The following is a 21,817-nucleotide window of genomic DNA, read 5'->3' on the forward strand; positions in this document are numbered from 1 at the left end:
GGGGCCTTCGCGCGTTCCGGGGCGGGAACGGGGGGTGACGGCTCCGAGTCGACGGGCACCAGCGGGTCGAGGGTCGGGAACGGGTCTCCGCTCTCCGCTCTCCGCTCTCCGCTCTCCGCGATCGGCGGCGTCACGGCGCTCGATGAGGCCGAGACGGCCGGGTACGCGATGCGGCACGCCGAGGGTGCCGAGGGTCACGGCATGCGCCGGGCTCCTTCCAGGACCGCCTGGCGGATGCGGTGGTAGGTGCCGCAGCGGCAGATGTTGCGGAGGGTGTCGAGGTCGGCCTCGGTGACCTCGCGGCCCGCCTCGCGGGCCCGGCGGACCGCGTCGACGGCGGCCATGATCTGGCCGGGCTGGCAGAAGCCGCACTGGGCCACGTCGAGGTCGAGCCACGCCTCCTGCATCGGGTGGAGGTCGGCACCGACCGTCTCGGGCAGGCCCTCGATGGTGGTGACCTCGTCCTCGGGGGCGAGTTGCCCCACAGGGACGGCGCAGGGCGTGAACGCCTTGCCGTTGAGGTGGCTCGTACAGGCGCGGCAGACGCCGACCCCGCAGCCGTACTTGGGGCCGGTGACGCCGAGGACGTCCCTGAGGACCCACAGGAGGCGCACGTCGGACTCGACCTCGGCGGTGACCGCCTGGCCGTTGAGGATGAAGGTGTGCTGGGGCACGGAGAACTCCGGGGATCTCGAAGAGCCTTGAAGAGCTGTGGAGCGCTTTGAAGCGCTTTGAAGCGCTTTGCAGAGTGGGAAGAGCGGGAAGAGCTAGCTAGAGGACGTGGTCGCGGCCGTCGGTCGGGGAGGCCGGGACCGGCGGGACGGCCGGCGGGGGCGTGAAGGGGAGCGGCGCGGTGTGGTTGACCGGGAAGACGGTCGGCATGGTGCCGGTCGCCCGGCCGTAGGCGCCGGCCACGGCCGCCATCGCCGCCGCCACCGCCAGTTCGCCCGCTCCGCCGGGCTTGTCGCCGGTCGGCGGCATGACGACGATCTCCAGCTCGGGCGGGGTGTTCCACTGCCGGGTGTAGAAGTAGTTGTCCCAGCTGGACTCCAGGAAGGCGCCGTCCTTGAGGTGCAGCCCGGACGTCAGCGCGAGGGCGATGCCGTCGGAGATGCCGCCCATCATCTGCGCCTCCAGGCCGCGCGGGTTGACGGCGAGGCCGACGTCGACGGCGCAGACCACCTTGGTGACGCGGGGGCCGGTGTACGCGTTCGGCACCGTACGTCCCGTGGTCGCCGGCCGGCAGTCGATCTCGGCGAGCACGGCCACGTACGAGTGGTACTCGGGGTGCACGGCGATGCCCTGCGCGGTGCCGGGGGCCATCGGCCGTCCCCACCGCCCGAGTTGGGCGACCTTGTCGAGGACGGCCCGCGCCCGGGACTCCTTCATCAGGCGGCGGCGCAGCCCGTAGGCGTCCTCGCCCAGGCGGCGGGCCAGTTCGTCGATGACGAGTTCCTGCGCGGTGCGCACGTTGGGCGAGTAGATGTTCCGCATCGAGCCGGTGTTGTAGCCCTTGTCCGTCTCGGCGAGGAGCTGGGTGGTGACGCCGAGGTGGTAGGGGCTGATCTGAGTGAGCTGGAACATCGTCTGGGAGAAGGCGGCGTCGGCGACCGGCAGCCGGGCGGCCTCCGCCGTCAGCACCTCCCCGATGCCGTGCCCGAAGTCGGTGGCGACGGAGGTGTGCCGCTGCTCGTACGTCAGGACCTCGCCGAGCGAGTAGGTGGCGCGGACCCGGGAGGTCGACATGGGGTGCGTACGCCCCTGCCGGAAGTCGTCGGTGCGGTGCCACATGAGCTTCACCGGCTTGCCGAGCTTCTTCGAGATCTCGGCGGCCTCGTGGGCGGCGTCGTGGAAGAGCTTGCGGCCGAAGGAGCCGCCGCCCTCGGTGACGTGCACCTTCACGGCGGAGACGGGCAGGCCGAGGCGGAGCGCGATCTGCTCCTGCGCGACGATCGGGGCCTTGAGGGAGCCCCAGATCTCCGCGGAGCCGGAACGGACGTCCGCGATGGCGCAGTTGGTCTCCAGGGCGCTGTTGCTCGCGAAGTGGAAGGTGAAGCGGGCGTCGACGGCCTTCGTGAGCAGCGGCAACGGCGGGACGACGAGCGGGAGTTCGGCCCGGCGCAGCTCGGCGAGGACGGTCGCGTCGGTGGCGTCCTCGGCGGTGCCCGGCCCCCAGTCGACGTCGAGCGCGCGGATCGCGTCGACGCACTGGCCGAAGGTGCGGGCTCGGACGGCGACGCCCGTGGAGACGGTGACGACGTCGGTGACGCCCGGCATGGCCCGTACGGCTGCGAGGTTGGCGACGGCGCGGACGGTGCCGTTGATGGTGGGCGGGCGGCAGACCATCGTCGGCAGGGCGCCGTCGACCTGGAGGTCCATCGCGAACTTCTTGCTGCCGGTGACGGCGTCGAGCGCGTCGAGGCGGCGGCGGGCCGTGCCGATGACCCGGAAGTCCTCGCGGTCCTTGAGCGTGACGGCGACCGCGGAGTCCGCCACGGCCGCGGCCCTCGCGGCGAGTTCGCCGTAGCCGAGGACGGCCCCGGCCGGGGAGAGGACCGTGCCCGCCTTGGTGGTGAGGGTCGACACGGCTTCGCCGAGGAGGAGCGAGGCGGCGTGCAGCAGCCGGCCGCGGGCGACGGCGGCGGCGACCCGGATCGGCGTGTAGGTGGAGACGGTGGTGTTGGAGCCGCCGGTGAGCTGGTTGAACAGCAGCTCGGGCCGGGCGTCGGCGAGGGTGACCTTCACCTTCTCCAGGGGGATGTCCAGCTCCTCCGCGATGAGCATGGCGGAGGAGGTGGTGACCCCCTGGCCGACCTCGGCACGCGGCAACGCGAAGTGGACGGTGCCGTCCGGGTCGAGGCGGAGGGTGATGAGGTGGCTGGTGGGGAGGGCGGCGACGGTCAACAGGTCGTTGAGGTCGAGGAGTTCGGCCGGGCCGGGCAGGGATGGGATGACGGCCTCGGCGGCGGTCGGCGCGACCGCCTCGGCCCCGACCTGGGCGGCGACGGTGAGGGTGGGCGCGGCGAGCACGTAACCGAGGAAACGGCGGCGGCTGGTGCGGGGCATCTCAGTCGGTGGATGGCCGGTGGGTGGGGAGCTCTGTGCGTTCACGCGCGCGGGATCGGGGTGCCGCCTGGCCATGTGGGGGTCGCCTTTCGACGCTGCCGTACCGGCCCTGGGGGGCTGGTCCTACTCGGGTGCGGGGGTGATCATCGCGCATCCGGGGGCGCCGCGGGGCGTCTTCGGCGAGGAAACCACGAGGGAACCGCGAGGGAACCGTGCTGGTCAGGCGTGCTTTCGGTCAGGTGTGCCGGTTTTGGGCCGGTGGTGGGGTGGGGGGTTGGGTGGTGGTGCGGTGGGTGCGGGCGCGGCGGCGGGTGAGCTGCCCCTGCCGGCCATCGAGGCGCTTCGTCCTGGCCCGCAGGCCGCGCACGGCCTGAACCCGGCGGGCGTTCATCCGGCCCCCGCAGGAGCGGAGGTGGTCCCGGGAGACGCGGGCGCGGTGCCCGCCGCCGGCGATGAGCGCGTTCACGGAGACCATCGGGTCGCCGCCGACCGAGCGGGCGAGCAGCGCGCCGACGACGACCGGCCCGAGCGCCACGACGAGGGCGGTGCCGGTGGCCGGGACATGGCGCAGGGGCTGGGGACGGGAGCGGCGGGGAGTGCGGAAGCTCATGGGTCCATTCCAGCCGTTGCGGGCCTCCGGCGGATCCGCCGATTTACTCACCCGCCGGTGGGAGGCGTACTCATCCCGGCGGGGTGCTCGGTCGCGGAGACGACGGCGACGCTCGCCTCGCCCTTCTCGAAGAGGGCGGTGAGCTTGGCAGGACCGACCGGCCCTCCGCCGACGTGGTCGACGAGGAGGACCGCCTGCCGTTCCTCGCCCTCGGCGGCGGGCACGAAGTCCGTGACGGTCTCACGGTGGAGGAGGGCGACGCGTCCCGCGTCGAGAGGGTCGCGCGGGAGGGCGTCGAGGTGGTCGCGCAGGCCGTCGGTCCGCTCGGCGAGGTCGGCCGCGACCACGTCCCGGGGAGCGAGGAGGGTGACGGCGAGCCGGTCGCCGTTCCGCCGGTAGCGGGCCGTCAGGTCGTACGGGAGGAGGTAGAAGACGCCTTCCTGCCCCTCGTGGCCCCGGCCGAGCAGCGCGCACACCATCCGCTCACCCGGATCGGCGGAGAGGTGGTCGACGGCGAGGACCACCCCACGGGCGTCCGGGTCGACCGGCGGAAACGGGCAGATCCACATACCTGCGGAGGCGTCCATGCGCCGCATTCAAACACGCCCTCGTGACGGGGAGAGGACCTGCCCGGCATGTGCGGCCGGTCGGGTGGGGGTGGGGGGCCGAGGGCCGTAGCGTACGGGGCACGTGTTTTCGCGCAGGTGAGGAGTAGTTTCGTATGGCCGACTACCGTGTCGAGACCGAACGTACCGGGTACCGGCGGTGGACCGCCCGGAATGACCGGGGGGCCGAGGTGCTGATGGCCGCGGCCGATGACGACGGTGCGCAGCCCTCGTTCACGCCGGTGGAGTTGTTGCTCGCGGCCATGGGCGGCTGCGGCGGGCTGGTGATCGACCGGACCGCGCGGGCCGTGGAGCACGACGGGCTGCGGATCGTCGTGGAGTCGGTGTCGACGCCGGAGGACGACGGCCGGATCGGCCGGATCCGGGTGAGTTACGAGTTCGACCTGCCGGACTCCAACCCGAAGGCGGAGGAGGTCTTCGCGCGCGGGGTGCGGCTCACCCACGAGAAGTTCTGCACGGTGAGCCGCACGGTCGAGCACGGGGCGCGGGTCGAGGCGATCCTCCCGGACGGGACGGTCGGCTTCGAGGGGTGACCTAGTCCGCCGACCGCCGTCCGATGTCCGATGGGCCCTGCTCAGGTCACGCGTGCACCTTGATGCGGGGCTGGGCCCATGAGGTGTGGCGTGGTCAGTTCAGCCAGAGGGTTCGGACTTGGTGGTGGGGGTCGTTCTGGAGGTGGGGAGGGGTGTCCCAGAGTTTGGTGGTGTGGGTTTCGGGGGTGTAGGGGGGCCAGTCGGGGCCCGGGTTCTGGTGGGTGACGAAGGCGACCCAGGCGCTGTGGATGGCGTCCGCCAGGGGCTGGGGTGGGGTGGGGCCGGCGATGGCCGGGACGCCTTCGGCGGCCAGGAGGTCGAAGGCGAAGGGGAGGTCCAGGCAGTGGACGGCCAGGCCGATGACCGGTGAGCGCCAGGTGAACTCGTAGAGCCAGGTGGGGCGTTCGCGGGCGGCGCGGGCGGCGGCTACGGCCAGGTTCGGGGCGCGGAACATGACGTCGGTGAGCGCCTGGCCGAAGAGGGCGTCCTCGGGGGTGTGCGGGTAGGCGGCGGTGAACTCGTCCGTGCGGGCCGGGTCGAGGCCGAGCGCGCCGAGGAGGACGGGGAGCGGCGGGCCGTCGTCGCCGGGGCCGGGGATCATCGAGAACTCGTCGGCGGTGAAGCCGAGCATGAGCGGCACGTCCGCGCCCGCGTCACCGGCGGTGAGGGCCTCGGCGGGCGGTACGGGGATCAGCTCGCCGTCCGCGAAGGGGGCGAGGGCCAGCATCGGGGGCAGCCCCTGGCGGTCGGGGCCGTCCTGGGCGAGCCGGTCCTGGAGGGCGAGGATCTCGTCGTCGCTCAGGTCGCGCAGGGCCTCGGCGGTGGCGGGGAGGCCGGTGCGGGCGGTGAACAGGCGGGCGGCGGCGCGGGCGGTCTCGGGGCCGTCGGGGCGCAGGACGGCGCCGGAGACGGCGAGCGCGCCGCGGAAGAGGCCCTGGGCGGCGGGGACGGAGAGCAGGGTGAGGACGGCGCCGCCGCCCGCGGACTGGCCGGCGATCGTCACCTTGGCGGGGTCGCCGCCGAAGGCCGCGATGTTGTCGCGGACCCACTCCAGGGCGGCGATCCAGTCGCGGACGCCGCGGTTGTCGGGGGCGTCGTCCAGGTGCAGGAAGCCCTCGATGCCGAGCCGGTAGCCGAGGGAGACGAGGACGACGCCGTCGCGGTTGAAGGCGGCGCCGTCGTACCAGGGGCTGGCGGCGGAGCCGGCGACGTAGCCGCCGCCGTGGATCCAGACCAGGACGGGCAGGCCGTCCTCGGCGGGGGCTGTGTCGAGCGCTGCGCCGGGGGCCGTGGCGAGGGCCGTTTCGGGGGTGAAGACGTTGAGGTTGAGGACGCCGGTGCCCGGGATGCTGGGCTCGGGGATGGTGGTGACCTCGGCGAAGGGGCGGCGCTGGGCGGTCGGGCCGTAGGCGGTCGCGTCCAGGGGGGCGGTCCACGGCTCGGGCGGCTCGGGGGCGGCGAAGCGGAGCTCGCCGACGGGCGGTTTGGCGTACGGGATGCCGAGGAAGCGGCATGTGCCGTCGGCGCGGCGCTCGCCGCGGACGGGGCCGCGGGTGGTGGTGACGAGGGGGCCGGTGGAGGTCATCGGGGGCGGCTCCTGGGGTGCGAGGCCGGTGCGGCGGCCGGTGGGTGACAGGGACAGCGTCGGAGGCGGAGTCCATTTACGTCAATGGTTGAAATAAAAATGGTGACACGCTTCACTGATACGTGTCACCACGGGCCGCTCCGACCTCCTCCGCGCTGCGGGAGAATCCAGGGGTGCGTACCGCCCCCGAGTCCCCCGCCGATGTGCGGCGGCACAACCTCGCCCGCGTCCTGCGGCACCTCGCCGACCACGGCCCCTCCTCGCGCGGCGAGGCCGCCGCCGCGACCGGCCTGGCCCACGGCTCCCTCACCGCCCTCACCGCCGACCTCGTCGGCCGGGGCCTCGTCCGGGAGGCCGGGCTCGCCCCCGGCGGCGGGCGCGGGCGGCCCCGGCAGCGGCTGGAGACCGTGCCCGAGCGGGTCGTGTCCGTGGCCGTACGGGTCACCCGCGAACGGCTCCACCTCGCCATCGCCGACCTCGCCGGGCGCCTCGCCCACCGCGCCGAGCTCGCCCACACCACCCCAGACGGCGACCCCGACGCCCTCGCGGACGCCCTCGCCACTGCCGTACGCGACACGGCGGCGACCGCCCGGGCCGCGTACCCCGGCGCCCATCTCGCCGGGGCCTTCGTCGCCGTGCCCGGCCCCGTCACGGCCGACGGCCGGATGTTCTCCACCGACTTCGGATGGCCAGGCCCGGTCGACCTCGGCGCGCTGCTGCGCGACCGGCTCGGGGACGCGGCGGGCCCGGTGACCCTCGCCAACGACGCCAACCTCGCCGCCCTCGCCGAGTACCGCGAGCTCACGGTCCTGCGCGGGGCCGCGCCGCGCTCCCTCGCGTACCTCAAGGCCGACGTCGGGGTGGGCGGCGGGCTCGTCGTCGACGGCCGGATCGAGGCGGGCGGGCACGGCGTCGCGGGCGAACCCGGCCACATGCCGGTCGCCTTCGACGGGCCGCGCTGTGCCTGCGGCGGCCACGGCTGCCTCGCCCTCTACCTCGGCCCCGAGGCCCTCACCGACGCGGCCGGACTCGGCGGGCTGCGCACCGAGCGGGGTACGGAGGCGGCCGTCGCCGCGCTCGGCCGGGCGCTGGCCGCCGGGGAACCGGCCGCCGTCGCGGCCCTGGACGCCGCCGGTGAGGTGCTGGGCGCGGCCGTCCTCGCCGTGACGAGCCTCCTCGACGTCGACGATGTCGTGCTGGGCGGCTACCTCGCCGACTGGCACCCCTGGCTGACCCGCGGCCTGGACGCCCGCCTCACCCCCCGCAGAACCCTGACCGGCCGCGCCGCCCCGCTCCCGACCCCGCTGCCAGGCGTACTCGGCCCCGACGCCTCCCTGGCAGGCGCGATGACCCTGGCCCGCGAAACGGTGCTGTCCGACCCCACCTCCGTACCCCTCCGGTGAGGAGCTGTACGGGGGCCTGGCGCGGGAGGCGACGCGAGGGGGGGCGACACGGGCGGGAGCGGCGTAGGGCCCGGCGCGCGAGACCGGCGCGGGCCGTCGGCAGGTGCGGCACCCGCGCTGCCAGCGGCTCCGGCGCACGGGGCCGGGGCGCAGGCTGTCAGCCAGTGCGGTGCGGGGGTCGTCAGCGGGTCCGGTACGCGGGTCGTCAGGAGGTGCGGCACCCGCGCCGCCAGCGGGGCCCGGCGGGGGGCCGGCGCGCCAGGCCGGGGCGCGGGCTGTCAGCCAGCGCGACGCGCGGGCCGTCAACAGGTGCGGCGCGGGTGTCGTCAGCATTCGGCGCAGGGGCTGGCGCGCGAGCCCGGCGCGCGGACCAACAGCAAGCGCGGCGCGGGTGTCGTCAGTGGGTGCGACCCGCGGCCGGCAACAGGTGCGGCACCCGCCAGCAGGTCCGGCGCGCGAGCCGGCCGCGCGACCGACAGCAAGCACGGCGCGCGTGTCGCCAGCAGGTCCGGCGCACGGTTCGGTGCACGAGCCCGCCGCGCGGGCCGACAGCAAGTGCGCTGCGGGGGTCGTCAGCGCGTGCGCCACCGCGCCGTGCGCCGGTCCGACGCACGGGCCAGCGCGCGAGCCCGGGGCGCGGGCCGTCAGCAGGTGCGGCGCGCTGGCCGTCAACAGGTGCGCGGCCCCAGGGCCGCACCGGCACCGTCACCGCGCGCCGCGTACCCCCCGCCATCACCGGGTGCGCGGCGCGCCCCCGCGTGGGCATGATGAAGGCATGACCGACCGGGACGACTTCCTGACGTGGGTCAGGACCGAGCTTCAGGCGGCCGAGCGGGCGCTGCATGACGGGGATCCGGCGCCGCGTCGGGCGCTGTGGTCGCGGCGGGAGCCGGTGAGCGTGATGGGGGCCTGGTACAACGCCATCGGGCAGGACGACGTGGATACGCTGTTCACCGCACTCTCGCGGCGCTTCTCCGCCTGCACCTCCTACCGCGTCGAGGTGATCGGCCACGACGTCGTCGGCGACATGGCCTACACCGCGTGCTTCGAGCACATCTCGGCGTCCGTGGACGGCGAGGCCCGCACCTATACGCTGCGCGCCACCCAGACCTACCGCCGCGAGGACGGCGCCTGGCGGGTGGCGCACCGCCACGGCGACCTCGTACAGGCTTGAGAGCCCTTCGGCCGTAGGATCGTCGGTCGACACCAGGCCGGAACACGGGGGAGGCGACAGCGCATGCGGTGGACCGTCGGGGAGGTCGTGGGCGGGGTGTTGCTGATCGGGCCCGGTCTCGGGCTGATCGTGGCCGGGATCATGTGGAAGGGGCGGGCCGTACGTCCGTTCGCCGCCCGGCGGGCCCATCGGATGGCGCATCAGGACTACGTCCGGGACCTGGAGCGCGCCACGGAGCAGGCGATCGTCGCTGCCCGTCTCGCCGCCGGCGACGGCGAACCGGCCATCGTCACCGTCGAGGCCGTGGAACGGCTGACGCGGGAGCGGTACGGGCACGAGCACGTCGAGCGGCAGCACGCCGCCGCCGCGCTGCGCCGGGGCTTCCGGCGGTACGGCTGCGCGGCGGACTGCGTGACGGACGCGTACGCCTGACCGGCGGCCGAGTCTGGCCCCGGCGATTCCGGCCCGCGTGACGGTCCTACGCCTGGCCGGCAGCGGCGCCCGGCCCCGGCGAAAGCACGCCGGCGGGGTTGCGGCGCCAGCGCAACGAACGGCGGGCGTGGCGGCCACCGATACGGGCGCTATGCCTGGCCCCCGCCGGCCTCCGGCACCGGTGTGCCCTGGTGGTAGTAGAGGCGGAGGACACCGGCCGGGTCGCGGCGCCAGAGGGAGGAACGGCGGGCGTGGCGGGTGCCGATGACGGTCTCGTAGGTGAGGTGGACGAGGCCGGGGGCCAGGACGGTTCCGGCGAAGGCCGTGGCCTTGATGGGCGGGCCGTCCTCGCCGCCGTGCAGGTCCGGCAGGGCGGCGAGCATCTCCTCGTACGTCCACCGCCGTCCCGAGGCGCCGACCTCGACGAACTCCGGGTCGAAGAGCTGCTCCACGCGGGGGCGGGACAGGCGGACGGTGGGGTCGTGGAGGGCACGCTCGCGCGCGATCGCCTCGGTGATGTCGGCATGTTGACGATCCGTCATGGTTCGGCTCACTCCCCCGTCGTGCCGTCGATGCGCTCGCGGAGCAGGTCCGCGTGGCCGTTGTGTCGGGCGTACTCCTCGATCATGTGGGCCAGGACGTAGCGGACGGAGTACGTCTCCTCCCCCAGGCTTCCCGTGGCGTCGAGGGAGTCCGCCGCGTCCACGATCGCGCGGGAGCGGGCGCACTCGGCGTGCCAGACGGCGAAGTCCGCGTCGGCGTCGGCGTGTTCGACGTCGAAGTCGGCCCAGTCCGTCGAGCCGGGCGGGGTCCAGGGGCTGCGGCTCCGCTCCCCCGCCAGGACGTTGCGGAACCAGCCGCGCTCGACCTCCGCGGCGTGCCTGACCAGGCCGAGGAGGGAGAGCCCGGAGGGCGCCACCGCGCGCTCCTTCAGCTGCTCGGGGGTGAGTCCGGCGCACTTGAGCGCCAGCGTGTCGCGCTGGAACTGGAGCATGGCGGTGAGCGTGGCGCGCTCGTCGGCGCCGGCGTACGGCACGGGGGTGCGGCGGTCGTCCTGGATCATGACGGCATTCTGCCCGGCCGTGGCCCGTTGGGTCGCCCGGATTTCAGAGCGCAGGCGGAACCGCACCCGCCTCCTCGTCCCGCCGTACCGCCTCCTCCCCCTCCGTGTCCAGATGGGGCAGGATCCGGTCCAGCCATCGGGGGGTCCACCAGGCGTGTCTGCCGAGGAGGGTCATCACGGCGGGTACCAGCAGGAGGCGTACGACGGTCGCGTCGATGAGGACGCTGGCGGCGAGGCCGAGGCCGAGCATCTTGACGACGATGTTGTCGGAGACGATGAAGGCGGCGAAGACGCTGACCATGATCAGGGCGGCGCAGGTGATCACGCGGGCGGTGATCTCCAGGGCGTGGGCGACGCTGGCCTTGGAATCGCCGGTGCGCAGCCATGCCTCCCGTACCCGGGAGAGCAGGAAGATCTCGTAGTCCATGCTGAGGCCGAAGACGATCGCGAACATCATCATCGGTACGTAGCTCTCGATGGGCACTTTGCCGGAGACGCCGAGCGCGGGTCCGCCCCAGCCCCACTGGAAGACGGCGACGACCACGCCGTAGGACGCGGCGATGGAGAGCACGTTGAGGACGGCGGCCTTCACGGCGACGAGGAGGCCGCGGAAGACGATGAGGATCACCAGGAAGGCGAGGGCGACGACGACGGCGATGATCAGCGGCAGGCGGCTGGAGACGATGTCGAGGAAGTCGACCTGGGCGGCGGTCGTTCCGGTGACGTACGTCTGGGCGTCGGTGCCGGACACGGCCCCGGGGAGGATGTCGTCGACGAGGCGGTTGGTGAGGTCGGTGGTCCGTGCGTCCTGCGGGGAGGCGACCGAGTAGGCGGTGCCGACGAGGACGTCGCCGTCGGAGGTGGGTTTCAGCGCGGTGATGGAGGCCGCGTCGGGCACGCCGGTGAGCGCCTTCTGGAGGCTGGTGGCGAGCGCGGACCGGTCGGCGGAGGGGACCGCGGACTGGTCGACGACGACGGTGAGGGGGCCGTTGGCGCCGGGGCCGAAGGCGGTGGAGATGAGGTCGTAGGCGCGGCGGTCGGTGAAGGACTTGGGGTCGGCTCCGTCGCCGATGTGGCCGAGCTGGATGAAGAGCAGCGGGAAGGCCAGGACGAGCAGGGCGACGACGCCGCCCGCGAGGAAGTACCAGGGGCGCCGCTCGACGCGCTGGGCGTAGCGGTGCCAGGTGCCGTGCGCGGGCGCGCCGGGCTCGGCGTCGGTCTCCGCGACCGGCTTGCGGACGTGGTAGCGGTCGATGCGGCGGCCGACGAGGCCGAGGAGGGCGGGGACGAGGGTGAGGGCGGCGAGGACGGCGGTGACGACGGTGAAGGCCGCCGCCAGGCCGAGTTTGCCGATGAAGGTGACACCGGAGACCCACAGGCCGGACAGCGCGATGATGACCGTACAGCCGGAGACGAGGACGGCCCGGCCGCTGGTCGTGGTCGCGAGGCCCGCGGAGTCGGCGGGGTCGTGGCCGTTCATGATGTTCTGCCGGTGGCGGGTGATCAGGAACAGCGCGTAGTCGATGCCGACGCCGAGGCCGATCATCGTGGCCAGGGTCGGGGAGACCGTGCCGAAGGTGAAGGCGGCGGCCGTCAGGCCGAGCAGGGCGAGCCCGCAGATCGCGCCGATGAGGGCGGTGACCAGGGGCATGACGGCGCCGATGACGCTGCCGAAGCCGATCAGGAGGACCACGATGGCGACGGCGAAGCCGATGGCCTCGCTGGTGCGGTCGTCGGCGGCGGGCCGGGCGAGTTCGCCGAGCGGGCCGCCGTACTCCACGGTGATCCCGGCGTCACGGAGCGGCTGTACGGCGCTGTCGACGCCGGTCAGGTAGTCGGCGCCGAGCGTGGACGGCGCGACGCTGAAGCGGACCGTGATGTAGGCGGTCTTGCCGTCGGTGGACAGCGGGCCCGTGTTCGGGGTGGTGGTGGAGGGCGGGGGCGGCGTGGTGCCGGGCGGCGGCAGCGGGTTCTGGGCGCTGAGGACGTCCGGCAGCTTCTCCAGGGCGGCGACCGTCGAGTTGACGGCGGACGCCTCGTCGGTCAGCGGTTTGGAGGGGTCGTTGAGGACGATCTGCGCGCCGTAGCCGCCGGCCGCCGGGTCGTGCGCCTCCAGGACGGACAGGCCGTCGGCGGACTGGGCGCCGGGGAGGTTGAAGTCGTCCGAGTACTGGCCGCCGACCGCCCGGTCGGTGATCTGGAGGCCGACGAGCGCGGCCAGCCAGAGGGCGACGACGACGATGAAGTGGCGGGCGCACCAGTGTCCGAGCCGGTAGAGGCCGCTCTGCTTCGCGGGGCGGCCCCGTGGTGCCGCGGGCGTTGCGTTCATGGCCTCGCCGTGTCCGGATAGGCGTGTCCCCGAGCCGGCTGTGCTGCGTCGCTCGCTCCCTACCGGTTCTCGTTACTCCGTCCATGGTGCTCCCGCGGGGCGGTGACGGCATCTCGTCGACGTACGCGGCGGGGTTCGGTCGGCGTACGCGGAGGGGGCGCGGTCGGCGTACAGGGCGGGGAGCGGTCGGCGTACAGGGCGGGTTCGGTCGGCAGCGCGCGGCGGGGGACGATCGCGGATAGTGGGGGGATGAAGCGCTATCCGCTCATCGCCGCCCACGGCCTGGTGGGGGATCTACAGACCGCCGCGCTCATCTCGGACGAGGGCGTCGTCGACTGGTTCGCGGCGCCGCGTTTCGACTCGCCGGGCGTGTTCTCCGCGCTCCTGGACCACGACCGGGGCGGCTACTTCCGGCTCTCGGTCGACGGGCCGGACGTGACGGTGAAGCAGCTCTACTACCCGGACACGGCGATGCTCGTCACCCGGTTCATGTCGGCGGACGGCGTGGGCGAGTTGATGGACTGGATGCCGCCGGACCGGACCGGGCGGCCGACGGAGCGGCACACGCTGATGCGGGTGATGCGGTGCACCCGGGGCAGCGTCACCTTCACCCTGGAGTGCCGGCCGCGCTTCGGTTTCGGGCGCAGCCCGCACGACCTGCGGCTCGACGGGCGCACGGCGGCCTTCCGCTCGGCGGCGATGGCGGGCTTCCTCCAGTCGAACGTGCCGCTGGAGCGGGACGGGCCGTACGACGTACGGGGGCGGCTTGAGCTGTCCGAGGGGCAGACCGCGGGGGCCTCGTTCACGGTGGACGGCCCCGAGGCCGAGCCACCGCCGCTGCCGGACGTGCGGCAGGTGGAGGCGGAGCTGTGGGACGCGGTGGACTTCTGGCAGCGGTGGGTGCGCACCGCGCGGTACCGGGGGCGCTGGCCCGACATGGTGCACCGCTCGGCGATCACCCTGAAGCTGCTGACGTACCTGCCGTCGGGCGCGCCGATCGCGGCGCCGACGCTGGGGCTGCCGGAGCAGGTGGGCGGCGAGCGGAACTGGGACTACCGCTACACCTGGGTACGGGACGGCTCACTGGCCGTACGGGCGCTGCTCGACCTGGGTTTCGCGGAGGAGGCGGCCGCGTTCACGGACTGGCTGACGGCGCGGGTCACCGAGCGGGCGGCGGGCCCGGCGGGCGGGCGGCCGCTCCAGATCATGTACCGGGTGGACGGCGACCCGTGGCTGCCGGAGGAGATCCTGTCGGAGTTCGAGGGGTACCGGGGTTCGGCGCCGGTGCGGGTCGGGAACGCGGCGGCGGACCAGCTCCAGCTCGACATCTTCGGCGAGGCGCTGTACGCGCTGGCGCAGGGCGGCGGCCGGGACATCCAGCCGACGTACGAGGGGTGGCGGGCGGTGTCGGGGCTGCTCGACTGGCTGGCGGTGGCGTGGGACGCGCCGGACGAGGGCGTGTGGGAGACCCGGGGCGGGCGGAAGGACTTCACCTTCAGCCGGGTCATGTCCTGGGTGGCGTTCGACCGGGGGCTGCGGCTGGCGGAGGAGTTCGGCCGGCCGGCGGCCCTGGACACCTGGCGGGCGGCACGGGACGAGATCTTCGCGCAGGTGATGCGGCGGGGGTGGAGCGAGCGGCGGAAGGCGCTGACGCAGTACTTCGGCGGGGAGGTGCTCGACGCGTCGCTGCTGCTGATCCCCCGGACGGGGCTGCTCGGCCCGACCGACCCGGTGTGGCTGAGCACCCTCGACGCGATCGAGCGGGGCCTCGTCCGGGACAATCTGGTGCACCGCTACGACCCGGGGGCCGCGCCGGACGGACTGCGGGGCGCCGAGGGCACGTTCAGCCTCTGCACCTTCCTGTACGTGGACGCGCTGGCGCGGGCCGGGCGGGTACGGCCCGCCCGGTTCGCGTTCGAGAAGATGCTCACGTACGCCAACCATGTCGGCCTGTTCGCCGAGGAGATCGGCCCGAGCGGCGAGCAACTGGGCAACTTCCCGCAGGCGTTCACCCATCTGTCGCTGATCATGGCGGCGACGACGCTGGACGACGTCCTGGACACCCTCGCCGCGCGGCCGGGATAGGGCGGGGCCTCACTCGAAGGCGGCGGCGGCCTCCTTCAGGGCGGTGGCGACCGCCTCGGGGGAATCCGGTCCCGGGGCGCCCGGCCGGTAGGTGACGGAGCGGATCCCGCCGGTGTGGCGGAACGACCTGCGGCGCTCGTACAGCGGCCAGGAGACCGGCGACTTGCGGTCGACGCCGACGCTGATGCCCTGGAAGGGGGCCATGCCGATGAGCTGGTGGACGCTGTCGGGGGCGGCCCGCTCCTCGCCGTCCACGGTGACGGTGAACCGCCAGCGCAGGCCCGGCTCGGCGGTGGCGGCGAGGACGAGGGTGTGGGGGCCGGGGGCGAGGGGTCCGGCGTCGGTCTCGTGGAGGTGCCCGTACTCGTTGTAGGCGAAGGCGAGGCGGCCGTCCTCGACGCGGAGGTGGTAGCCGCCGCCCTGGTCGCCGTGGGAGACGAGCACGCCCTCGCCGGGCTCGTCGAGGACGATCTCGACGGCGAAGGAGCGCAGGGAGACGAGCCGGGAGGAGCGGTAGCGCTCCAGCTCGGGGGTGCCGGGCAGCAGGGTGAGGGGCCGGGCGAGGCGCTGCTCGACGGGGTTGCGGCGGGCGAGGGCGCCGCTGTGGTCGGGCAGCGGGAAGACGCCGTTGCGCCAGGCCGCGCCCTCCCAGGCGGCGGCGAGTTCCTTGACGAGTCCGGGGCGTTCGGCGGCGAGGTCGTGGATCTCGGTGGGGTCGGTGCGGATGTCGTACAGCGCCCATTCGGCGTCGTCGTAGGGGGTGCCGGGGCGGTGCAGGGTGACGAGTTTGTACCCGTCGCGGTAGTGGCTGCGGTTGCCGGTCATCTCGCTGTACTGCTCGGGGTGGGTGGAGGCGTGGGCGGGGTCGGCGAGGACGGGGGCGAAGCTGGTGCCGTCGGGTTCCTGGACGGGGACGCGGCGGCGGGTGCCGGGGCGGGCGATGCCGGCGAGGTCGAGGAGGGTGGGCGCGATGTCGGTGACGTACTGGTACTGCGGCCGGACGCCGGGGGCGAGCCGGCCGGTGCGGACGCCGTCGGGCCAGGAGAGGACGAAGGAGACGCGGACGCCGCCCGCGTAGGTGTGGCCCTTGTAGAGGCGGAAGGGGGTGTTGGAGGCCATGCCCCAGCCGCGCGGGTAGTGGACGAGGCTGCGCGGTCCGCCGATGAGCTCGGGGTCGCGGTCGACGTCGGGGTCCCAGTCGCCCGGGAGGCGGGGGTGGTGGACGAAGCGGCTGAAGTAGGAGCGGGTGCCCTCGCGGCCGCCTTCGCCGGTGCCGCCGTTGTCGGAGGTGAAGACGATGACGGTGTTGTCGAGTTCGCCGAGGGCGGCGAGGGTGTCGGTGAGCCGGCCCAGGTTGTGGTCGATGTTGTCGACGAGGGCGGCGTACACCTCCATGTAGCGTGCGTAGAGCCGCTGCTGATCCCCCGTCAGGGAGTCCCACGCGGGCACGTCGAGTCCGGCCTCGCTGTTGCGCTCGGGGAGCGCGGTGCCGGGCGGGAAGAGGCCGGCGGCGATCTGGGCGGCGAAGCGGCGCTCGCGCAGGGCGTCCCAGCCGTCGTCGTAGCGGCCGCGGTGGCGGGCGATGTCCTCCGGCTTGGCCTGGAGGGGGCCGTGGACGGCGTTGTGGGCGAGGTAGAGGAAGAAGGGCTTGTCGGGGTCGTGGGCGCGCAGCGACTTCACCATGGAGATCGCCTGGTCGGTGAGGTCGTCGGTGTAGTAGTAGCCGTCCGGGAACTCGTCGATGTCGAGCGGGCTATTGTCGCGGACGAGCTGGTGCGGGTGGAAGAGACTGGTGAGCCCTTCGAGGACGCCGTAGTACTGGTCGAATCCCTTCTGGAGCGGCCAGTTGGCGCGGTCGTCGGCGGCGTTCGAGGCCGAGTCGCGCACGAGGTGCCACTTGCCGACGGCGTACGTGGCGTAGCCGGCGTCGTGGAGGAGTTCGGCGAGCGTGGGGACGGAGTCGGCGATCTCCATGCCGTAGCCGGGGAAGCCGGGGTCGAAGTTGGCGACCATGCCGTACCCGACGCGGTGCGGGTTGAGACCGGTCAGGAGGGCGGCGCGGGCGGGCGAGCAGAGCGGCATGGTGTGGTAGTTGCCGAGGCGTACGCCGTCCCCGGCGAGCCGGTCGAGGACCGGGGTGGGGATCTCGGAGCCGAAGGGGCCGATGTCGCTGTAGCCCATGTCGTCGACGAGGACGACGACGATGTTCGGGGCGCCGGCGGGCGGGGTCGTCCGCTCCGGCCAGGCCGGGGTGGAGTCGGCGAAGGTGCGGCCGACGCGGCCGGGGAAGCCGTCGTAGGGGTCGGGGCGGGTGCCGGTACTCATGGGCGGGCGGTTCCTTCCGTGGGCAGGGAGCGGGCGCAGCGGAAGCCGCCGTGGCCGGTCGAGGAGTCCGGGGTGTTGTGGGAGCGGGCGGCGACGCGGTGGCGGTGGCAGTACGAGGCGTGGCACAGGTACGAGCCGCCGCGGATGACGCGTGCGCGGCCGTCCCGGTCCCAGGCGTCGGCGCACCACTCCCAGACGTTGCCGGAGGTGTTGTGGAGGCCGTGGCCGTTGGGGGCGTAGGCCGTGACGGGGACGGTGCCGGTGGCGCCGCCGGGGCGGTCGGAGCGGTGCGGGAAGTCGCCGCGCCAGGTGTTGCACCGTTCCTCGCCGCCGGGGGTGAGGTCGTCGCCCCAGGGGTAGCGGGCGCCGTCGAGCCCTCCCCTGGCGGCGTACTCCCATTCGGCCTCGGTGGGCAGCCGGAGGCCGGCCCAGGCGCAGTAGGCGAGGGCGTCGCCGTGGCTGATGTGGACGACGGGGTGGTCGGCGCGGCCGTCGACGCCGGAGCCGGGGCCCTCGGGGGCGTACCAGGAGGCTCCTTCGACGGCGAGCCACCAGGGGGCGGCGGCGACCCGGCCGAGGACGTGGGGTCGGGCGGCGGGGTGGAGCAGGAGGTGGAAGACGAAGGAGGAGCCGTGCCGTTCGGCGTCGGTGCGGTGGCCGGTGGCGGCGGTGAAGGCGGCGAAGCGGGCGTTGGTGACGGCGGTGGTGTCGATCGCGAAGGGCGCGACGGTGACCTCGCGGACCGGGCCCTCGTGGTCGGCCGGGTAGCCCTCGCCGAAAGCGTCGCCCATCCGGAAGGTGCCGCCCGGGAGTTCGGCCATGACGTGGGGCGGCGGGGCGGGCCGGACGGCGGGCGCGCCGAGGAGGACCGGGCCGCCGCCGGGCCCGCCGCCCGCGCAGGGGCGGCCGGGGACGCAGCAGGCGCTCACGCGGACACCACCTCGTCACCGACGCGTACGGGAACGGGGACGGGTGCGCGAACGGGTACGGGCTCCGGTACGGCGGCGAGCAGGGCGCGGGTGTAGGCGGCGCGCGGCTGCTCGCAGACCGTGTCGGCGTCGCCCTCCTCGACGATCCTGCCCTCGTGCATGACGGCGATGCGGTGGCTGACCTGGCGGACGACGGCGAGGTCGTGGGCGATGAAGACCAGGGCGAGGCCGAGGTCCCGCTGGAGGTCGGCGAGGAGTCCGGTGATCTGGGCCTGCACGGAGACGTCGAGGGCGGAGACGGGTTCGTCGCAGAGGAGGACGGCCGGTTCGGGGGCGAGCGCGCGGGCGATGCCGATGCGCTGCCGCTGGCCGCCGGAGAAGGAGCGCGGCAGCCGGCCGGCGGCGGCCGGGTCGAGCCCGACGCGGCGCAGGAGTTCGGCGACCCGGGCGGGCCGGTCGGCGGCGGTGCCGATGCCGAAGGCGCGCAGGGGTTCGGCGACGATGTCGCCGGCGGTCATGCGCGGGTCGAGGGAGGCGTACGGGTCCTGGAAGACCATCTGGACGCGCCGGCGGACGGCGCGCAGCTCCGCGCGGCCCGGCCGGGTGACGTCCCGCCCGTCGAGGAGGAGCCGGCCGGCGTCGGCGGGGTGCGCGTGGGCGAGGATCCGGGCCAGGGTGGACTTGCCGGAGCCGGACTCGCCGACGATGCCGAGCGTCTCGCCCGCGCGCAGGGTCAGGGAGACGTCGTCGAGCGCGGTGTGCCGGTGTTTGCGGCGGGACCGGTAGGTCTTGCGCAGGCCCTCGGCCGCCAGGACAACCGCGCCGGGCGCGGGCCGGTCGACGGGGACCGGCGGCGGGGGCGGGGGCAGCGGCGCGGGGCGCTCGGCGGCCGGGTGGCAGGCGGCGCGGACGGTGTCGGTGAGCGCGGTGAGTTCCGGCGCCGCGGTGTGGCAGCGGTCCTCGGCGAGCGCGCAGCGGGCGGCGAAGGCGCAGCCGGCGAGCGGGAGGCTCAGGTCGGGCGGGCTGCCGGGGATGCCGGTGAGGCGGGTGCCGGAGGGCGTGCTCAGCCGGGGCACGGCGGCGAGCAGTCCGGCGGTGTAGGGGTGGCGGGGGCGGGCCAGGACCTCGGCGGTGGGGCCGTCCTCGACGACGGTGCCGCCGTACAGGACGAGGACGCGTGCGCAGGTGCGGGCGACGACGCCGAGGTTGTGGGTGATGAGGACGAGGGCGGTGCCGGTGGTACGGGTGAGGTCGCCGAGCAGGGTGAGGATCTGGTCCTGGACGGTGGCGTCGAGGGCGGTGGTGGGTTCGTCGGCGAGGAGGACGTCGGGCTCGCCCGCGAGGGCCATGGCGATGAGGATCCGCTGCCGCTGGCCGCCGGAGAACTGGTGCGGGTGGTCGGCGAGGCGCCGCTCGGCGTCGGGGATGCCGACCAGGTCGAGGAGTTCGAGGGCGCGGGCCCGGCGGGCGGCCCGGTCCCGGCCGCCGTGGGCGCGGAGCACCTCGTCGAGGTGGCGGCCGACGGTGAGGACGGGGTTGAGGGCGGTCATCGGGTCCTGGAAGACCATGCCTATACGGGTGCCCCGGACGGCCCGCAGCTCCTCCTCGGAGGCGGCCGTGAGGTCGGTGCCGTCGAGGAGGACGGAGCCGCCGGTGATCCGGCCGGTGCCGGGGAGCATGCGGAGCAGGGCGAGCGCGGTGGTGGACTTGCCGGAGCCGGACTCGCCGACGACGGCGACGGTCTCGCCGCGCCGCAGGGTGAGCGAGACGCCCCGGACGGCGTGCAGGTCGGCGCCGTCGGGGGTGGTGAAGGAGACGTGCAGGTCGCGGACGTCGAGGAGCGGGGCTGTGGTCATCGGCGGATCTCCCGGTTCAGCGCCTCCGCGACGAGGGAGAGGCCGAGGACGAGCGCGGTCACGGTGACGAGGGGGCCCGCGGCGAAGTGCGGGGCCTGGGCGAGGTGGGGCATGGACTGGCTGAGGACGGCTCCGAGGGTGGGTTCGGGGGGCCGGACGCCGACGCCGAGGAAGCTCATGGCGCCTTCGAGGAAGACGGCGACGGTGAGGGAGAGGGCGAACTGCACGACGAGCGGGTCGGCGGCGTTGGGCAGGACGTGCCGGGTGAGGATCCGGCGGCCCGGGGTGCCGCCGACGCGGGCGGCCGTGACGTACTCGCGACTGCGCTGGGCGAGGATGCCGGTGCGCAGGAGCCGTCCGAAGACGGGGATCTCGGCGAGGGCGACGACGAGGATCACGGGGAGCCGGCCGGGACCGAGGACGGCGGTGACGGCGAGGGCGAGGATCAGCCCGGGGAAGGCGAGGATCAGGTCGAAAGCGCGCTGGACGGCGGTGTCGACGGCCGGGTGCGCGGCGGCGGCGAGGGCGAGGAGGCAGCCGAGGACGGCGCCGAGCGGGACGGCGACGGCGATGATGCCGAGGTCGGCGCGGATGCCGTACAGCAGCCGGGAGAGCAGGTCGCGGCCGAGGTCGTCGGTGCCGAGGAGGTGCCCGGGGGTGCCGGCGGGGGCGAGGGTGAGACCGCTCTGGTCGGTGGGCGGATGGCCGGCGAGCAGCGGGGCGAGGAGCCCGGCGAGGACGACCAGGCCGACGAGGGCGAGGCCGGTGCGGCCCCGGGCGGTGGCGAGGGCGGTCAGGTAGGGGTGGCGGCGGGCGCGGGGCGGCGCGGGCTTGGGGAGCGTGGTGGTCATGGCGGTCACTCCCACCTGATCCGAGGGTCGAGCCAGGCGTGGACGAGGTCGGACAGGAGCTGGACGAGGACGAAGACGGCGACGAGGAGGAGCAGCAGGTCCTGGACGACGGGGTAGTCGCGGCGGACAAGGGCCTGTTCGGCGAGCTGACCGAGACCGGGCCAGGCGAAGATCGCCTCGACGAGGACGGCGCCGCCGAGGAGGTGGCCGGTCTGGATGCCGAGGAGGGTGACGACGGGCGGGAGGGCGTGCGGCAGGGCGTGGCGCCACAGGATGCGGCGCGGGGCGATGCCGGCGGCGGTCGCGGTCCGAACGTGGTCCTCGGCGAGGGCCCGCCGGAGGCTGTCCTCCAGGTAGCGGCCGAGGACGGCGGCGCTGGGCAGGGCGAGGCAGAGGGCGGGCAGCAGCAGGTACTGGACGCCGAGGTCGGGGGCGGTCAGCAGGGGGATCCGCCCGCCGGGCGGCAGGACGCCGAGGCCGACGGCGAAGAGGAGGACGAGGAGGACGCCGCTGACGTACGGGGGGACGGCGAGGGCCGCGGTGGTGAGGGCGCGGACCGCGCCGCGCACCCAGGGACGGCGGGCGGTGGCGCCCAGGAGACCGAGGGTGCCGCCGAGGACGACGGCGAACAGCAGCGCGCCGAGGGTGAGTTCGGCGGTGGCGCCGAGTCCCCCGGTGATCAGGTCGGCCGTCTCGCCGCCGATGACGTAGGAGGGGCCGAGGTCGCCGGTGAGCAGGCCGCCGATCCAGTGGAGGTACTGGGCGGGCAGCGGGTCGTCGAGGCCGAGCCGGGCCCGGATGGCGGCCTGGACCTCGGGCCCCGCGTCGGGTCCGGCGAGGACGGCGGCGGGGTCGCCGGGGACGAGCCGCAGGATCCCGAAGGCGAGGACGGAGGCGGCGGCGAGGACGAGGAGGGCGGAGGGGAGCCTCCGCAGCAGGTATCCGCGCAC

At 74.5% G+C, this 21,817-nt stretch carries 18 protein-coding genes; 5 read left to right on the plus strand and 13 right to left on the minus strand.

What is annotated here, in order from left to right:
• Nucleotides 1-194 precede the first annotated feature (194 nt).
• The 4 genes from ACFXMG_RS03710 to ACFXMG_RS03725 all read right to left on the minus strand — a co-directional run bounded on the left by ACFXMG_RS03710 (nucleotide 195) and on the right by ACFXMG_RS03725 (nucleotide 4,263).
• On the minus strand, nucleotides 195-674 hold the full coding sequence (locus tag ACFXMG_RS03710; RefSeq protein ID WP_383822974.1) for a (2Fe-2S)-binding protein: 480 nt from the start codon (nucleotides 672-674) through the stop codon (nucleotides 195-197).
• Nucleotides 675-771: 97 nt separating this feature from the next.
• Complete coding sequence (locus ACFXMG_RS03715) at nucleotides 772-3,066, minus strand: molybdopterin cofactor-binding domain-containing protein (protein WP_383822976.1); 2,295 nt, start codon at nucleotides 3,064-3,066, stop codon at nucleotides 772-774.
• A gap of 235 nt (nucleotides 3,067-3,301) precedes the next feature.
• Nucleotides 3,302-3,676, minus strand: a complete 375-nt coding sequence (locus ACFXMG_RS03720) for a hypothetical protein (protein WP_383822979.1) — start codon at nucleotides 3,674-3,676, stop codon at nucleotides 3,302-3,304.
• Nucleotides 3,677-3,723: 47 nt separating this feature from the next.
• The gene (locus ACFXMG_RS03725; protein ID WP_383822981.1) at nucleotides 3,724-4,263 is read right to left on the minus strand and encodes a hypothetical protein; all 540 of its coding nucleotides are present in this window, start codon (nucleotides 4,261-4,263) and stop codon (nucleotides 3,724-3,726) included.
• Nucleotides 4,264-4,397: 134 nt separating this feature from the next.
• On the opposite strand from ACFXMG_RS03725, the gene ACFXMG_RS03730 reads away from it, so the two are divergent.
• Nucleotides 4,398-4,835, plus strand: a complete 438-nt coding sequence (locus ACFXMG_RS03730; RefSeq protein ID WP_383822983.1) for an OsmC family protein — start codon at nucleotides 4,398-4,400, stop codon at nucleotides 4,833-4,835.
• Between the two features lie 94 nt (nucleotides 4,836-4,929).
• On the opposite strand, the gene ACFXMG_RS03735 is transcribed toward ACFXMG_RS03730, so the two are convergent.
• Nucleotides 4,930-6,420 (minus strand): carboxylesterase/lipase family protein, encoded by a 1,491-nt coding sequence (locus ACFXMG_RS03735; RefSeq protein WP_383822985.1) that lies wholly within the window; start codon nucleotides 6,418-6,420, stop codon nucleotides 4,930-4,932.
• Between the two features lie 173 nt (nucleotides 6,421-6,593).
• Here ACFXMG_RS03735 and ACFXMG_RS03740 point away from each other — a divergent pair, with 173 nt between their 5' ends.
• From ACFXMG_RS03740 to ACFXMG_RS03750, 3 genes are all read left to right on the plus strand, one after another.
• Nucleotides 6,594-7,823 carry an ROK family protein gene (locus ACFXMG_RS03740; protein ID WP_383822987.1) on the plus strand — a complete coding sequence of 410 codons (1,230 nt, stop codon included), beginning with the start codon at nucleotides 6,594-6,596 and terminating at the stop codon, nucleotides 7,821-7,823.
• A 775-nt stretch (nucleotides 7,824-8,598) separates the two neighbouring features.
• Complete coding sequence (locus tag ACFXMG_RS03745; RefSeq protein WP_383822990.1) at nucleotides 8,599-8,997, plus strand: nuclear transport factor 2 family protein; 399 nt, start codon at nucleotides 8,599-8,601, stop codon at nucleotides 8,995-8,997.
• A gap of 63 nt (nucleotides 8,998-9,060) precedes the next feature.
• Nucleotides 9,061-9,429 carry a hypothetical protein gene (locus tag ACFXMG_RS03750; RefSeq protein WP_383822993.1) on the plus strand — a complete coding sequence of 123 codons (369 nt, stop codon included), beginning with the start codon at nucleotides 9,061-9,063 and terminating at the stop codon, nucleotides 9,427-9,429.
• 149 nt (nucleotides 9,430-9,578) lie between these two features.
• Here the strand turns inward: ACFXMG_RS03750 and ACFXMG_RS03755 are convergent, their stop codons facing one another.
• From ACFXMG_RS03755 to ACFXMG_RS03765, 3 genes are read right to left on the minus strand one after another with little or no spacing between them, the layout of a single operon-like run.
• Complete coding sequence (locus ACFXMG_RS03755) at nucleotides 9,579-9,971, minus strand: DUF4440 domain-containing protein (protein ID WP_383822996.1); 393 nt, start codon at nucleotides 9,969-9,971, stop codon at nucleotides 9,579-9,581.
• 8 nt (nucleotides 9,972-9,979) lie between these two features.
• Nucleotides 9,980-10,492, minus strand: a complete 513-nt coding sequence (locus ACFXMG_RS03760) for a DinB family protein (RefSeq protein WP_383822998.1) — start codon at nucleotides 10,490-10,492, stop codon at nucleotides 9,980-9,982.
• A 43-nt stretch (nucleotides 10,493-10,535) separates the two neighbouring features.
• Nucleotides 10,536-12,821 (minus strand): MMPL family transporter, encoded by a 2,286-nt coding sequence (locus ACFXMG_RS03765; protein WP_383823001.1) that lies wholly within the window; start codon nucleotides 12,819-12,821, stop codon nucleotides 10,536-10,538.
• A gap of 249 nt (nucleotides 12,822-13,070) precedes the next feature.
• On the opposite strand from ACFXMG_RS03765, the gene ACFXMG_RS03770 reads away from it, so the two are divergent.
• Nucleotides 13,071-14,906: a glycoside hydrolase family 15 protein gene (locus tag ACFXMG_RS03770; protein WP_383823003.1), complete on the plus strand. Its 1,836-nt coding sequence runs from the start codon at nucleotides 13,071-13,073 to the stop codon at nucleotides 14,904-14,906.
• 9 nt (nucleotides 14,907-14,915) lie between these two features.
• Here the strand turns inward: ACFXMG_RS03770 and ACFXMG_RS03775 are convergent, their stop codons facing one another.
• The 5 genes from ACFXMG_RS03775 to ACFXMG_RS03795 form a co-directional block, all read right to left on the minus strand.
• Nucleotides 14,916-17,231, minus strand: a complete 2,316-nt coding sequence (locus tag ACFXMG_RS03775; RefSeq protein ID WP_383823006.1) for an arylsulfatase — start codon at nucleotides 17,229-17,231, stop codon at nucleotides 14,916-14,918.
• Entirely contained in the window at nucleotides 17,228-18,052 is an 825-nt protein-coding gene (locus ACFXMG_RS03780) for a formylglycine-generating enzyme family protein (protein ID WP_383823081.1), read from the minus strand. The genes ACFXMG_RS03775 and ACFXMG_RS03780 overlap by 4 nt, the downstream gene beginning before the upstream one ends.
• A gap of 104 nt (nucleotides 18,053-18,156) precedes the next feature.
• Nucleotides 18,157-20,016: a dipeptide ABC transporter ATP-binding protein gene (locus ACFXMG_RS03785; RefSeq protein ID WP_383823008.1), complete on the minus strand. Its 1,860-nt coding sequence runs from the start codon at nucleotides 20,014-20,016 to the stop codon at nucleotides 18,157-18,159.
• Nucleotides 20,013-20,867 (minus strand): ABC transporter permease, encoded by an 855-nt coding sequence (locus tag ACFXMG_RS03790; RefSeq protein ID WP_383823011.1) that lies wholly within the window; start codon nucleotides 20,865-20,867, stop codon nucleotides 20,013-20,015. The genes ACFXMG_RS03785 and ACFXMG_RS03790 overlap by 4 nt, the downstream gene beginning before the upstream one ends.
• Before the next feature lie 5 nt (nucleotides 20,868-20,872).
• The gene (locus tag ACFXMG_RS03795; protein ID WP_383823014.1) at nucleotides 20,873-21,817 is read right to left on the minus strand and encodes an ABC transporter permease; all 945 of its coding nucleotides are present in this window, start codon (nucleotides 21,815-21,817) and stop codon (nucleotides 20,873-20,875) included.

The sequence above is a fragment of the Streptomyces sp. NPDC059201 genome (assembly GCF_042754585.1).
Taxonomy (GTDB): domain Bacteria; phylum Actinomycetota; class Actinomycetes; order Streptomycetales; family Streptomycetaceae; genus Streptomyces.